Origin of the sequence: Variovorax sp. DAIF25, assembly GCF_050711835.1 — a bacterium.
Classification (GTDB): domain Bacteria; phylum Pseudomonadota; class Gammaproteobacteria; order Burkholderiales; family Burkholderiaceae_C; genus Variovorax.
On the sequence record NZ_CP136636.1, the window covers coordinates 3,439,944 to 3,453,086 of the forward strand.

General features: G+C 60.4%; 12 protein-coding genes. All 12 read right to left on the minus strand.

Annotated features, from left to right (window positions below):
- Window positions 1-135: 135 nt before the first annotated feature.
- The gene (locus R0232_RS16060) at window positions 136-1,182 is read right to left on the minus strand and encodes a branched-chain amino acid ABC transporter permease (RefSeq protein ID WP_431512733.1); all 1,047 of its coding nucleotides are present in this window, start codon (window positions 1,180-1,182) and stop codon (window positions 136-138) included.
- The gene (locus R0232_RS16065) at window positions 1,182-2,054 is read right to left on the minus strand and encodes a branched-chain amino acid ABC transporter permease (protein ID WP_060986784.1); all 873 of its coding nucleotides are present in this window, start codon (window positions 2,052-2,054) and stop codon (window positions 1,182-1,184) included. The genes R0232_RS16060 and R0232_RS16065 overlap by 1 nt, the downstream gene beginning before the upstream one ends.
- Window positions 2,054-3,922, minus strand: a complete 1,869-nt coding sequence (locus R0232_RS16070) for an AMP-dependent synthetase/ligase (RefSeq protein ID WP_060986785.1) — start codon at window positions 3,920-3,922, stop codon at window positions 2,054-2,056. The genes R0232_RS16065 and R0232_RS16070 overlap by 1 nt, the downstream gene beginning before the upstream one ends.
- On the minus strand, window positions 3,919-4,701 hold the full coding sequence (locus R0232_RS16075; RefSeq protein ID WP_431512734.1) for an ABC transporter ATP-binding protein: 783 nt from the start codon (window positions 4,699-4,701) through the stop codon (window positions 3,919-3,921). The genes R0232_RS16070 and R0232_RS16075 overlap by 4 nt, the downstream gene beginning before the upstream one ends.
- Before the next feature lie 8 nt (window positions 4,702-4,709).
- On the minus strand, window positions 4,710-5,501 hold the full coding sequence (locus R0232_RS16080; protein WP_060986787.1) for an ABC transporter ATP-binding protein: 792 nt from the start codon (window positions 5,499-5,501) through the stop codon (window positions 4,710-4,712).
- Between the two features lie 350 nt (window positions 5,502-5,851).
- Window positions 5,852-7,537, minus strand: a complete 1,686-nt coding sequence (locus tag R0232_RS16085; RefSeq protein ID WP_060986788.1) for an electron transfer flavoprotein-ubiquinone oxidoreductase — start codon at window positions 7,535-7,537, stop codon at window positions 5,852-5,854.
- A 59-nt stretch (window positions 7,538-7,596) separates the two neighbouring features.
- Window positions 7,597-8,106: a MaoC family dehydratase gene (locus tag R0232_RS16090; protein ID WP_431512735.1), complete on the minus strand. Its 510-nt coding sequence runs from the start codon at window positions 8,104-8,106 to the stop codon at window positions 7,597-7,599.
- 168 nt (window positions 8,107-8,274) lie between these two features.
- Complete coding sequence (locus tag R0232_RS16095) at window positions 8,275-8,907, minus strand: TetR/AcrR family transcriptional regulator (protein ID WP_066690462.1); 633 nt, start codon at window positions 8,905-8,907, stop codon at window positions 8,275-8,277.
- A 104-nt stretch (window positions 8,908-9,011) separates the two neighbouring features.
- Complete coding sequence (badI, locus tag R0232_RS16100) at window positions 9,012-9,803, minus strand: 2-ketocyclohexanecarboxyl-CoA hydrolase (protein WP_431512736.1); 792 nt, start codon at window positions 9,801-9,803, stop codon at window positions 9,012-9,014.
- Between the two features lie 48 nt (window positions 9,804-9,851).
- Window positions 9,852-10,649 (minus strand): SDR family oxidoreductase, encoded by a 798-nt coding sequence (locus R0232_RS16105; RefSeq protein ID WP_066690469.1) that lies wholly within the window; start codon window positions 10,647-10,649, stop codon window positions 9,852-9,854.
- A gap of 357 nt (window positions 10,650-11,006) precedes the next feature.
- Window positions 11,007-12,251, minus strand: coding sequence for an ABC transporter substrate-binding protein (locus tag R0232_RS16110; RefSeq protein ID WP_431512737.1), 1,245 nt, complete (start codon window positions 12,249-12,251; stop codon window positions 11,007-11,009).
- A gap of 81 nt (window positions 12,252-12,332) precedes the next feature.
- Entirely contained in the window at window positions 12,333-13,139 is an 807-nt protein-coding gene (locus tag R0232_RS16115; RefSeq protein ID WP_306556042.1) for an ABC transporter ATP-binding protein, read from the minus strand.
- Between the last annotated feature and the right edge of the window lie 4 nt (window positions 13,140-13,143).

The window sequence follows — 13,143 nt, forward strand, 5'->3', positions numbered from 1 at the left end:
CGGAATCACCGCACCAAGCACTTTTTCGCTGGTCACAACTGGATCGGCTGCATGAGCGCTACCAAGGGAATAGCGGATGGCCAACGTGTGGATTTTTCGCATTTCCGGTTTTCCTTTGAGCATTTGCAGCAGTGCTTAAAAACGGAATGGCCAGTTGGTCCAATAGTGCTTGATGTCGCGCCAGCGTCCCACCAACCCGTCGGGTTCAAAACGCAGGAACAGCACGATCGCGAGCCCGTATATCACGCCTTTGATTTCGTAGGCGGCAGTGGAGCCCGCCCCGCCTAAGCTGGCGCCGATCATGCCGAACACGAAACCCAATCCTTCATTCAGCAAGACGATAAAAGCAGTACCAAGCAAGGCTCCGGCCACCGTGCCGAGTCCACCGACGATGAGCATCGAGAGTGCCTCGATCGATATCAGCAGGCTGAAGCTGTCGACATTCAGGTAGCGTGTGTAAAACGCCAGCAATCCGCCAGCGATTCCCGTGTAGAAAGCGCTGATCATGAACGCCAGCAACTTGTAGCGGATCAGGTTGACGCCCATCGCCTTGGCGGCGATGTCATGCTCTCGAATGGCCAGGAAAGCCCGGCCGATGCGACTGCGTAGGATGTTCAGGGTAATGAAGGTGAACACCACCAAGAATGCGAGAACCACGTAGTAGTAGCCGCGCTCTGCGCCAAGTGGGCGGCCGAACAATGAGGGCTGTGGGACCGTCAGGCCTTCCGACCCCCCTGTGAGGGTGCCGCCATTGAGAATCAGATGGTTGATGATCACGGCGAAGGCCATCGTCGTGATGGCCAGGTACAGGCCCTTGAGCCGCAGTGACGGTATGCCCACGATGACGCCTGCGATGGCTGCGCTCAGGCCGCCGACCAATATAGCTGGCAGCATTGACCAACCCAGCTTGCCGGCCACGATGCCGGCCGTGTAGGCGCCGACCGCCAGAAACCCGGAGTGCCCGAGCGAGATCAGCCCGGTGGTGCCGGTCAGCAGATTGAGGCCCAGCACCCCCACCGCCGTGATCAGCAGCAGCAGCAGCACAGATACGTAGTACGTGGGCAACACCAGCGGCGCAGCGAGCAGGAACGCCACCAGCACACATGACCAGAAGACGACAGCGACCGAGTCGGTCAGTGCCAGCAGTTCCCGATAGTTTTGCTTGAAATTTCCGCTACGCATCAGACACGCTCGATATCAGGTTTGCCGAACAGGCCGTAGGGTCTGACCATGAGGACGACGAGAATAAGGACAAAACCGGCGATTTCTTTCATGCCGCGGCCAATGTAACCTTCGGACAGGTTTTCGACGACGCCGATCAGAACGCCACCCAGCGCGGCACCGAACACCGAGTCCAGTCCGCCGAGAATCACCGCCGGAAAGCTGCGCAGACCCGTTGTCCACATGCCGGGATTGACGTCGTAGATGACGCCGATCAGCACACCGGCAATGGCGGCGAGACCGGCCGACAGGGCCCACGACAGCGCGAAAATGCGCTTGACATTGATCCCCATCAGCAGCGCCGCGGTCTGCAGGTTGGCGGTCGCGCGCATCGCGATGCCGACCCGTGAATAGCGGAAGAAGGCCCAAAGACCGACCAGCACCGCGGCCATGAGTCCCAAGGCGTAGAGTTGTGCCGGGTACAGACCGGCCGGCCCGATCCTGATGACTTCGGTGGACAGGCCTGTATTCAGCGGCATCGGGTCGGCGCCCCAGATGAGCACGACTACCGAGCGCAGAATCACGGCCAGCCCGATGGTCACCATCACCGTCGAAAAGACCGGCTGGCCGAGCATGGGCCGGATCAGCAAAACCTCGACCACCAGACCGATCAGTACCGAGATCGCCACCGTTGCCGCGAGCATCGGCCAGAAGCCAAAGTGCAAGGTGCCCGCCAGGGTGAATGCGATGTAGGACACCAGCATCATCATCTCGCCCTGGGCGAAGTTCACCACGCCGGTGGCGCGGTAGATCATCGCAAAGCCCATGCCGATGAAGCCATAGATCAGACCGACGGCCATACCGGAAATGAGCAGCTGAAGAAAATAGTCCATCAGGCAGTTCCCCCGCCGTAAATGATCGCGATCTCGCGAGAAAAAGTCTTTTCGATCACGTTGCGGCGCACTTTCTGGGTGGCGGTGAGTTCACCGTCATCGTGGTCGAGTTCCTTTTCCAGGATCAGGAACTTGCGGATATTTTCGACTCGCGCAAACAGTTTGTTGACGCGCTTGACGTCTTCGTCGATCAGCTCGCGCACCTCGGGCAGCAAGGCCAGGCTCTTGTAGGTGGTGTAGGCCAGCTTGCGCTCCTGTGCCCACTTGCCCACCGTTTCGTAGTCGATCTGGATCAGCGCGGACAGAAAATGGCGGCCGTCGCCCAGAATGATGGCTTCGCGCACGTACAGGCTGTCCTTGAGTGCGTTCTCGATTTCGGACGGGGCGATGTTCTTTCCCCCGCTGGTGATGATGATGGCCTTCTTGCGGTCGAGGATCATCAGTTCGCCGTTGTCGGCGAGTGCCACGATGTCGCCGGTGTGCAGCCAGCCATCGACCACGGTCTTGGCGGTGGCGCCATCGTCGTGGAGATAGCCCTTGAACACGGCGGGGTGCTTGACGATCAGCTCGCCGTCGTCGGCGATCTTCCAGTTCAGGCTGTCGATCGGCAGTCCGGTGGCGCCCAGCCTGGCCGCTTTTTCATGCTGGAAGAAGACCACCCCCCCGGACTCGGTCATGCCGTACACCTGGAACACCGGAAGACCGAGGACGCGGAAAAACTTCAGCACTTCGGGCGAGACGCTGGCGCCGCCGCAGAACCCGCAGCGCATGCGGTCCAGACCGATGAACTTTTGCAGGTTGCGAAACATCACCAGCCAGAGCAGGAAGAACTGCAGCCGGTCGGAGAGTGAGCGCCGTCCTCCTCGTGCCTCGACGCGCTCGAACAGCCGCTGTCCGGCCGCCATGCAGCGCGAGAAGGCCCAGCGTTGAAAGCGCGAGGCGTCCTGCATGCGGATCAGAATGCCTTGCTGCAATTTCTCCCAGATGCGCGGCACGCCCAGAAACACCGTGGGCGCAATCTCGCGCAAATTGACGGCGACGGTGTCGATCGATTCGGCGTAGTTGACCACGCCGCCAGTGAGCAGGTGCAAAACGGTCGAGAAGGCGCGTTCCGCCACGTGGCACAGCGGCAGGTAGCACACCACCTCGTAGTTGTGACGGTCCAGCCTGAAATGGGTCTTGAGCTTGTCCACCGTGACGATCAGGTTGCGGTGTGAGAGCATTGCGCCCTTTGGGGGTCCGGTGGTTCCCGAGGTGTAGACGAGCATGCATGTGTCGTCGGGCTGGGTTTGCTCAATGGCACGATCAAATGCTCTCGCGTTCTCGGGCGACGATGCAAAGTACTGGTCGCCGAGTTCGAGTACATCCTCGAACGACATCAGCTTGTCGAGCTTGTAGCCGCGCATGCCTTTCATGTCGGCGCAGATGATCTTTACCACATCGGGCAAACCGGTCGCGTGCTTGTCCATCGCATCGAGCACCTTGTCCACCTGCTCCTGGTCGCCGCAGACCACGAACTTGCTGTTCGAGTGATGCACGATGTACTGTAGTTCCGGCCACGGATTGGTGGGATAGATCCCCACCACCACGCCGCCGATGGCCTGCGTGGCCAGGTCGGCGAACATCCACTCCGGGCTGTCCTCGCTGGCGATGGCCAGCCGGTCGCCCTTGTCGAAGCCCAGGGACTTCAGTCCCAGGGCGAAGCGGCGCGCCGTTTCGAAATAGTGCTGCCAGGTCATCCGGTTCCAGATGCCGTAGTCCTTTTCTCGAAAGGCCAGCGAATCCGGAGTGCTCTGCGCCCAATGCTGCAAGAGTTGGGGGAGGGTGGCGTTGCCGTCGCGCAGCTTGGCGTCCAGGGCGTAGATCACGCAACCTCCTTTGTTTTGCTGCCCAGGTAGGCGTCGATCACCGCCGGGTTGGCCGATATCTCGGCGGGCGTGCCTTCGCCGATCTTGCGCCCGAAGTTGAGCACACAGATACGGTCGGAGATGTCCATCACGATGCCCATGTCATGCTCGACCATCAGCACCGAGATCCCGAGCTCGTCGCGGATGTCGAGCACGAAGCGGGCAATGTCTTCGGTTTCTTCGCTGTTCATTCCCGACACCATTTCGTCCAGCAGCAGCAGCTTGGGTTGCGTGGCCAGTGCGCGCCCGAGTTCGACCCGCTTTTGAAGCCCGTAGGACAAGGTGCCCACCGGCATGTTGCGGACCTCCTCGATTTCCAGAAAATCGATGATCTCCTCGACCTTGCGGCGGTGCTCCATTTCCTCGCGCCGCGCCCGCCCGAAGAACCAAGAGGCATCCAGCACATTCGTGGCCATGTGGCAATGGCGACCTACCAGAAGGTTGTCCACCACGCTGGCATGCTTGAATACTGCCAGGTTCTGGAAAGTTCGGCCGATGCCGATGGCGGCCAGACGATGCGCGGGCACACCCGTGATGTCGTGGCCGTCGAAATGCACCGTGCCGCTGCTGGGCTTGACCACACTGCTGATCATGTTGAACGTTGTCGTCTTGCCGGCCCCGTTGGGGCCGATCAGCGAATAGATCTCGCCGCGCTTGACGTGAAAGCTGACGCCGGCCACGGCCTCGACGCCGCCGAAGCGCTTGGACAGGGTTTCGACCCTCAGCAAATCGTCGTTCATGATGCTTCTCAGGACAGCCAGCGTTTGCGCCGCTTGTAGTGTTTGACGTCGCGCATGTTCTTGCGCGATCCGCCCTCGCCGAAGCCCAGGTAGAACTCGCGCACGTCTTCATTGCGCAGCATCTTGTCTGCCGGGCCATCAAGCACTACGCGGCCATTTTCCATGATGTAACCGTAGTCGGCGATGGCCAGTGCCATCTGCGCGTTCTGCTCTACCAGGAGAATGCCCATGCCGTCCTGACGGCAGAGGCGGGCGACGATCTCGAATATCTCTTCTGTGATTTGAGGTGCAAGGCCGAGCGTCGGCTCGTCGAGCATCAGTAGCTTCGGGGCCGACATAAGGGCGCGACCGATGGCTACCATCTGCTGCTCGCCGCCCGAAAGATAGCCCGACACCGTGGTGCGTTTGTTCACCAGTCGCGGGAACAGGCTGTACACCATGTCGATCTGGCGTTTGGCGTCGGCCCGGCTTCGCGTGTAGCCACCCATCACGAGGTTTTCCTCGACCGTCAACTGGTCGAAAAGGCGGCGCCCCTCGGGCACCATCACCGCACCCGTGCGCACAATCTCGTCCGGCGGCAACCCGGCAAGTGGACGACCTTCGAAGATGATCTGGCCGCCCTTGATTTCGCCATCTTCCGGGTAAAGCACGCCGCAAATGCCTTTGAGCGTGGTCGATTTGCCTGCCCCGTTGGAACCCAACAGCGCGACGATGCTGCCCTTGCCGACCGACAACGACGCTTCTCTTACCGCTTCGATGGTGTTGTCGTAAACGATCTGAACATTCGTGAGATTCAGCATGGCAGTTTGCTCCGTGCGCCACGCTGCGGGGGAGTGGGCATCGAGCCGCCCCTCCACCCCTCCGGGCCGGGGCAACGGTCGCGGTCATTGCCTTTGGCGTCTAGGGCATAGGTCGAAGGCGCAGTGAGTCTTTGCAAGGTTTTTCCTGTGTGGGCTGCGTCGGGGCAGGGTGGATGCCTGTCTTGTGTTTCCTTGTCAGGTAAGACACGCATTGCCCCCTGTCGATGCCTTAAATCTAACGGTAGTTAGGTATCTGCTCAACTAGGGAAATCCCTGAACTGGTAACGAGCCACCGGTTGTGATCAAAGACTCTTTCCCAGGGCCCCTGCCGGCGGTTCGTTATTGATCGGCTACATGGCGCTGTAATTCGGCCCGCCGCCGCCTTCTGGCGTGACCCAGACGATGTTTTGCTTCGGGTCCTTGATGTCGCAGGTCTTGCAATGTACGCAGTTCTGCGCATTGATCTGCAGGCGATCGGTATCGTCCGGGTTTTTGACAAACTCATAGACGCCGGCAGGGCAGTAGCGCGACTCCGGCCCGGCATAGGTGGCCAGGTTGACGCTAACCGGCACACTGGCGTCCTTGAGGGTCAGGTGTGCGGGTTGCTGCTCTTCGTGGTTGGTATTGGAGACAAACACCGAACTCAGGCGGTCAAAGCTGATTTTGTTGTCGGGCTTGGGATAGACGATTTGCCGGCACTGGGCCGCGGGTTTGAGCTTGGCATGGTCGGGCACGCGGTTGTGAACAGTCCAGGGCGGCGCTTTGAAACCGAGTTTGGGCAGCAGCCACAACTCGATGCCGTTCATGATGGATGACAGGTACAGGCCTTTCTTCATCCACTGCTTGGTGTTGCGCGAAGCATCCAGTTCTTCAAACAGCCAGCTCTTTTTAAAAGCTTCGGGGTAGGCAGTGAGTTCATCGTGTTGGCGGCCACCCGTCACCGCTGCATACGCCGCTTCCGCCGCAAGCATGCCGGTTTTCATGGCGGCGTGGCTGCCCTTGATGCGCGCAAAGTTGAGAAAGCCCGCTTCGCAGCCCACCAGTGCACCGCCGGGGAACACGGTTTTGGGCAGGCTCATCAGGCCACCGCAGGTGATGGCGCGGGCGCCATAGCTGATACGTTTGCCGCCTTCGAGGTACTGGCGAATCGCGGGATGCGTTTTCCAGCGCTGCATCTCATCAAACGGGCTCAACCACGGATTGCTGTACTCCAGGCCGGTGATGAAGCCCAGCGTGACCTTGTTGCCTTCGAGGTGATACAGAAAGCCACCGCCGTAAGTCTGGTTGTCCATGGGCCAGCCCAGAGAATGCACAACGTGGCCCGGTTTTGCCTTGGTCGGGTCAATCTCCCAGAGTTCCTTGATGCCGAGTGCGTAAGTCTGCGGGTCCTTGCCGGCATCGAGTTTGAATTTTTCAATCAGTTGTCGGCCCAGGTGGCCGCGTGAGCCTTCGGCAAAAATTGTGTACTTGCCGTGCAGTTCCATGCCAAGCTGAAAACTGTCGCTGGGCTGGCCGTCCTTGCCAATACCCAAGTTGCCGGTGGCCACACCTTTGACCGAGCCGTCCTCGTTGTAAAGCACTTCTGCAGCGGAAAAGCCCGGGAAGATTTCGACCCCCAGCGCTTCGGCCTGCTGACCCAGCCAGCGCACCACATTGCCCAGGCTGATGACGTAGTTGCCCTCGTTGTGCAGGCTTTTGGGAATCAAGAATTGCGGTGTGCCGAGCTTGCCGGTTTGGCTGAGAAACAGCATCTCGTCGCCGGTGACCGGCTGCGTCAAGGGCGCGCCCAGCTTTTTCCAGGTGGGAAACAGCTCGGTGATCGCACGGGGGTCCATCAGCGCGCCGCTCAAAATGTGCGCGCCGGGCTCGGAGCCTTTTTCGAGCACCACCACCGAGAGTTCCGTGCCCTTGTCGGCGGCGAGCTGTTTCAGCCGGATGGCGGTAGCCAGCCCGCCTGGGCCGCCGCCGACCACGACCACGTCGTATTCCATCGTTTCACGGGGGCCGTATTGCTCGATCAGGGAGGATGGCGTCATACGGAAAGAATCTGAAAAGTTTGGGGCCTTGTGGGGCCCAAGTTGTTGAAAACGGCGGTTCAGGGGCCGCTGCGGACCGGCAATGGCGGAGCGGTGCGTGGTGCACCGTCGCGCTTGTAAACCAATACCGTGCGCTTGAACGCGCAGACAATGGTGCCGTCCTGGTTGTAGCCCTCGGTACGCACCGTCACCACGCCGACGTGGGGGCGCGACCGCGACTCGCGCTTGTCAAGCACCGTGGAGCGCGAGTAGATCGTGTCGCCTTCGAACACAGGATGAGGCAGACGGACTTCATCCCACCCGAGGTTGGCCATGACGTTCTGCGAGACATCGCTCACCGTCTGGCCGGTCACGAGGGCGAGCGTGAGACAAGAGTTGACGAGGGGCCGACCGAACTCCGTCTGGGCCGCGTAGTGGGCATCGAAGTGCAGAGGTGCCGTGTTTTGCGTCAGCAGCGTGAACCAGATGTTGTCCTGCGGGGTGAGGGTGCGCCCGAGGGCATGTCGATACTCGTCGTCCACTTCGAAGTCTTCATAGAACCGGCCGCGCCAGCCTTCCTTCACCGTCATGCCCCACTCCTGTTGCAGGCTTCACGGACCGCGAGTCCCTTGACGCAACGGAGCAACAAGCCACGCGGCTCCACCGCAGGCGGCACGCTGACGGTTGCTGTCAGGCTCGGGTGTGCAGCTTGATCTACCGAAGCGGCCGGCAATGTCCGCCCGAAATGGCGTGTCATGTCATACCTTGTCATGGGTGAGGATTCCATCGAACACGATCGCTGTGATTTGGCGCGCGAAGTCCTGGAATGAACCGCGCTGGGGGTTGTACCACTCCACGGTCCAGTTCAACGCGCCGATCACGAAAAGTCGAATCATGGCCAAGCCGGTGTCTTGACGCAACTCGCCGCTGGCCAGTGCCGATTCGAACAGGCGGTCCCAGTAGTCCGCATAAGCCCGGCGGACTATCTTGTGGTGATTCTTTGCGCTGGTAGGTATCTGGCCATATATGCGGATGTTGGCGGAGGTGAAGTCACCATAGTGGAGCATTCCCCACAGGTGGCCTTCGATGCCTGCCGCGATGCGGTCACGCCAGCTTGCGTTCGCTGGTAGCGCCTCGATACGGGTGCGAACAGCATCGGCGACGATGGTGATGCCTTTGTCCAAGACTTCGACGAGGATCTCCTCCTTTGATTCGAAGTGGTAATAGATGCTGCCGGCTTTGACGCCGGCCGCGTCGGCAATCTCTCGCAGGGTGGTGGCGGCATACCCATGGTGCCGGAGCAGTCGCGCGGCTTCGAGTAGTATGCGCTCGCGGGTGTCCGCTGCTTCGGCGCTGCTGGAGGCGACATCAGCACGTGGTTTGATGGTCATTTCGGTTGTTAGTTAGGCTGAACAGACCGAGTTTAGCAGCGTGTTCCCGCGCACTTACTCGCTGTCTGCCCTGCGTGCTCCCTGCCTGAGGTGTCTGTTCTGGCTCATTTGCTGTCACCAGTCCATTGCCGGAAGTCTGGCTGGCGTTTCTCCAGGAAGGCGCGTACGCCTTCTTTGGACTCCGCAGTGTCATAGTACAGGCTCAGCGCCTGGAGGCCGAGACTGCCAATGCCCCGAATGTGCTCGGTGGAAGCGTTGAATGAGCGTTTGGCGATGGCCAGTGCGGTCGGACTCTTGTCAACGATCTCGCTGCACCAGCGTGCGACTTCGGCATCGAGCTGCTCGTGCGGAACAACGGTGTTGCAAAGTCCCATCGCCAACGCCTCCTGCGCTGTGTAACGTCGACACAGATACCAGATTTCGCGCGCCTTTTTCTCGCCGACGACATGTGCAAGATACGCTGTTCCCCAACCAGGATCGACCGAGCCGACCTTCGGGCCAACCTGGCCGAACACGGCTTTCTCGGATGCGATGGTCATGTCGCACAGGGTGGCCAGCACGTTGCCGCCGCCGATCGCGTAGCCCTGTACGCGGGCAATCACCGGCTTGGGCACGTCTCGGATGGCGCTGTGTACTTCTTCGACCGGCAAGCCAATCGTGCCGCGTCCGTCGTACTGGCCTGCGTGCGCCGACTGGTCACCGCCAGTGCAGAATGCGCGGTCCCCTGTACCCGAAAGGACGATTGAGGCAATTTTTTTGTCCCAGCCAGCCTTCAGGATGGCATGGAGCAGTTCATCCATGGTTCGGCCCCGAAATGCATTCATCACCTGCGGCCGGTTGATGGAGATGTAGGCGGTCGAGTCACGCTCTTCGTACAGGATGTCTTCGAAAATCATCTTGAGTTTTCTGGGTTAAGTTGTCGGTTGGCAACTACCGCAAGCCGTTCAGCCGATCATGCTGTAGCCACCGGAGACGGAGAGGACTTGCCCGGTCACGTGTCCGGCGACCTTGCTCGACGAAAGGAAGGCGACGGCATTGGCGATATCCTGCGGACGGCCTACCTTGCGCAGCGGCAGTGACTTGGTGACTTTTTCGAGTTGCTCGGGCGAGAACATGCTGCCGGCGTCGACCCACATGCTGCTTCCGCCCACTTCGTCCAAGGTGCTTGGGATCGTCACGCCGGGACAGACCACGTTGCAGCGGATGCCGTAGCGACCGTTTTCCTTGGCCACGGTTTTCATGAAGCTGTTGATTGCTGCCTTAACGCCGCCATAGACTGCTTCGCGCGGCTCGCCCTGACGGCTGGCATCGGAGCTGATCGAAACGATGGCGCCGGCGTTGCGCGGAATCATCACTTCCAGCGCTGTCTTAGTGCAGTTCAGGACCCCCACATAGTTGATCTGGATGACCTTTTGCCAGAACTCGGGGGTCGTTTGCGTAAAGAACATCAGTTGATCCCAGCCCACGTTGTTCACCAGCACATCAACGCCGCCGAACTTGTCCACAGCGGTCTTGAACATGGCCTGCACCTGGTCAAGTTGAGTGACGTCGGTCTTCACTACCTGGGTGGAAGCCGCGCCCAGCTGCATGGCGAAGTCGGCCGTTTTCTGCGCTTGTTCGGTGTCGATGTCGCCGATGGTGATATTCGCGCCCTCAGCGGCGAATGCCAGCACGATGCCCCGTCCGATGTTGGAGCCACCCCCGGTGACGATGATTGATTTGCCCTTCAGATCGAGATCCATATTTACTCCTGGCGCATTCGCGCGCAACATTGCTTTGTCAATAGTTTAACGGCCTAACGGTAGTTAGACAAACTAGTGTTTGATTTTTTTGTGTTTCGGGTGATTCCTGTGTGCTGGGCACTGCAACCCGCCAACTTGCGGGCTATCGGTCGCAAGTTGAAGGGTCTGGATTTGCATGCAGCTTCGAAGTCTCAATAGGTAGTTAAACCTCAATCCGGAAGTTATCCATACCCAGCAACCCCTGCGGCGGCCTCAACGGCCCGTGCAACGTGGGCTGCCCGTGGTATCCGATGGCGACGGCGAGAGCTCACCGAATGACCACGGACTACCCCGTGCCGAGACAGCCCTCGATCTTGCTCACTTGTTGGTCTTGGCGAACTCGGCCGATTCCTTCTTGATCACTTCCCAAACCACATCGTTGTAGGCCGAGATCCAGTCGGACTGCGGCACCCACTTGGCGCCGTCCCACATATCGATGCGGGTCTTGCCGCCGCCACCGTGGTCTTGGGCGGTCACGGTCACTGGGGCCATCAGTCCGTTGGCGTCGAAGTTGCGCAGATTCTCAAGACCGGTCTTGATCTTGGCCGGTGTCAGCGGTCGGCCCGCCTTGAGCCCATTGCGTACGCCTTCAAACGCCACCGAGAAAATGGCCAGGCCGGTGTTGTAGTACACATCCTGCAGGTTCTTGCGGTCGCCGTTGCCTTTTCCCTTGTCGTAGAGGTCGGCCACAATCTGCTTGATCAACGCGTGGTCCTGCCCACCGGCGACGTTGGTGCCACGCTTCATGCCTTTGGCTTCCGCAGCACCGATGTTGGCAATGTCCACTTCATTGAGCCAATTCACGCTGATCAGCTTGTCCATGGGGACGCCGTTGCGCTTCATTTCGCGCGCCGCCACCACGTGCATGGCCGATAGGTTCCAGGTGATCACCCAGTCGGGGTTGAAGCGACGGATCTGTGTCCACACCGCAGCCTGGTCTCGCCCGGGCATCGGGTTGGGAAATAGGTTCAGCTCGAAGCCCTCTTTCTCAGCCAGTGTTTTGAGGATGGGGATGGGCTCCTGGCCAAAGGCGTAGTCGGGGTATATGAAACCAACCTTGACGCCCTTGAGACTGCCTTTGTTTTGGTTCTTGATGTACTGGATGTTGTTGGCCATCTGGCCCCAGTAGGTCGGGCCGATGGGGAAAACCCACTTGAACACGTCGCCGTCGATGGCGTCGCCCCGGCCCACGAAGGACTGCAGCATGATGTTGCCGTCGGCCATGGCGCGTGGAAGCATGGCACGCGAAACCGGTGTGGACAAGGTGTCGAAGATCATCACGCCTTCGCGCTTTAGCTTCTCGTAGCACTCGATTCCGCGCTGTGGTTCGTTGCCGTGGTCCTGCACGACGATCTCGATGGGGCTCCCCTCCAGGCCACCCTTGGCGTTGAGGATGTCCGCGTAGTCCTTGGCAGCCTGCACGATCTGCGGCGTGACGAAGGTGTAGGCCTTGCTCAGGTCGTAGCACAGGCCAAACTTGACCGGCGCTTGCTGCGCCGACGCCGCGGACGCGCCCAGCAGCAGGGCGACACCTGAGAGGGTGGATAGCAAAGCTCGTTTCATCGAATGTCTCCTGCGTACGGTGGATTGAAACGTCCAATAGGCACCAAGTACGCGCATGCCTGGGACTGCGGTGGTGATCTTTCAGCTCAGCCAGCGCTTGCGTCGGCTGTAGTGTTTGATGTCGTGGAAATTCTTGCCCTCGGCGCCACCCAGGTAGAACTCCTGGATGTCGGGGTTCTTCTTCATCGCCTCGGCGCTGTCGTGCATCACGATGCGGCCGTTTTCCAGCAGATAACCGTGCGAGACCACCTCCAGCGCGGCGATGGCGTTCTGCTCGACCAGCAGCACCGACAGGCCCTCCTGCTGGTTGATGCGTTTGACGATGTCAAAGATCTCGGCCACCAGAAAGGGCGCCAGGCCCAGGCTGGGTTCGTCCAGCATCAACAGCTTGGGCCGCGTCATGAGGGCGCGGCCAATGGCCAGCATCTGCTGCTCGCCGCCTGAGAGAAAGCCCGACTGTGCAGTGCGCCGCTGGTGCAGGCGCGGGAAGTAGGCGTAGACCATGTCGCGGTTGCGGTTCATGTCGGCGCGCGAACTGCCCACCACCGCTGAGGCGGCCACAAGGTTCTCGTCGGGGGTGAGGTGTTCGAACACGCGCCGGCCCTCCAGCACCTGCACGATGCCGCGCTTGACCCGCGCCTGTGGCGCCAGGCCGGCGATGTCCTGATCCATGAAGCGGATGTCGCCGCGCGTGACCTCGCCGCGCTCGGGCACCAGCAGGCCGCTGATGGACTTGAGCGTGGTGCTCTTGCCGGCGCCGTTGGCACCCAATAGGGCCACCATGCCGCCTTGCGGCACCTCGACCGACACGCCCTTAATGGCCAAGGCCACCTTGTCGTAAATGACCTCGATGTTGTTGAGCGAGAGGATGGGGTAGTCGTTGTTCATGGTA

Bases quoted from the DNA above. Each gene is read 5' to 3' on its own strand.
- R0232_RS16060 (WP_431512733.1), bottom strand. From the start codon at position 1,182: ATGCGTAGCGGAAATTTCAAGCAAAACTATCGGGAACTGCTGGCACTG.
- R0232_RS16095 (WP_066690462.1), bottom strand. From the start codon at position 8,907: ATGACCATCAAACCACGTGCTGATGTCGCCTCCAGCAGCGCCGAAGCA.
- R0232_RS16085 (WP_060986788.1), bottom strand. From the start codon at position 7,537: ATGACGCCATCCTCCCTGATCGAGCAATACGGCCCCCGTGAAACGATG.
- R0232_RS16115 (WP_306556042.1), bottom strand. From the start codon at position 13,139: ATGAACAACGACTACCCCATCCTCTCGCTCAACAACATCGAGGTCATT.
- R0232_RS16090 (WP_431512735.1), bottom strand. From the start codon at position 8,106: ATGACGGTGAAGGAAGGCTGGCGCGGCCGGTTCTATGAAGACTTCGAA.
- R0232_RS16065 (WP_060986784.1), bottom strand. From the start codon at position 2,054: ATGGACTATTTTCTTCAGCTGCTCATTTCCGGTATGGCCGTCGGTCTG.
- R0232_RS16080 (WP_060986787.1), bottom strand. From the start codon at position 5,501: ATGCTGAATCTCACGAATGTTCAGATCGTTTACGACAACACCATCGAA.
- R0232_RS16075 (WP_431512734.1), bottom strand. From the start codon at position 4,701: ATGAACGACGATTTGCTGAGGGTCGAAACCCTGTCCAAGCGCTTCGGC.
- R0232_RS16110 (WP_431512737.1), bottom strand. From the start codon at position 12,251: ATGAAACGAGCTTTGCTATCCACCCTCTCAGGTGTCGCCCTGCTGCTG.
- R0232_RS16105 (WP_066690469.1), bottom strand. From the start codon at position 10,649: ATGGATCTCGATCTGAAGGGCAAATCAATCATCGTCACCGGGGGTGGC.
- badI (WP_431512736.1), bottom strand. From the start codon at position 9,803: ATGATTTTCGAAGACATCCTGTACGAAGAGCGTGACTCGACCGCCTAC.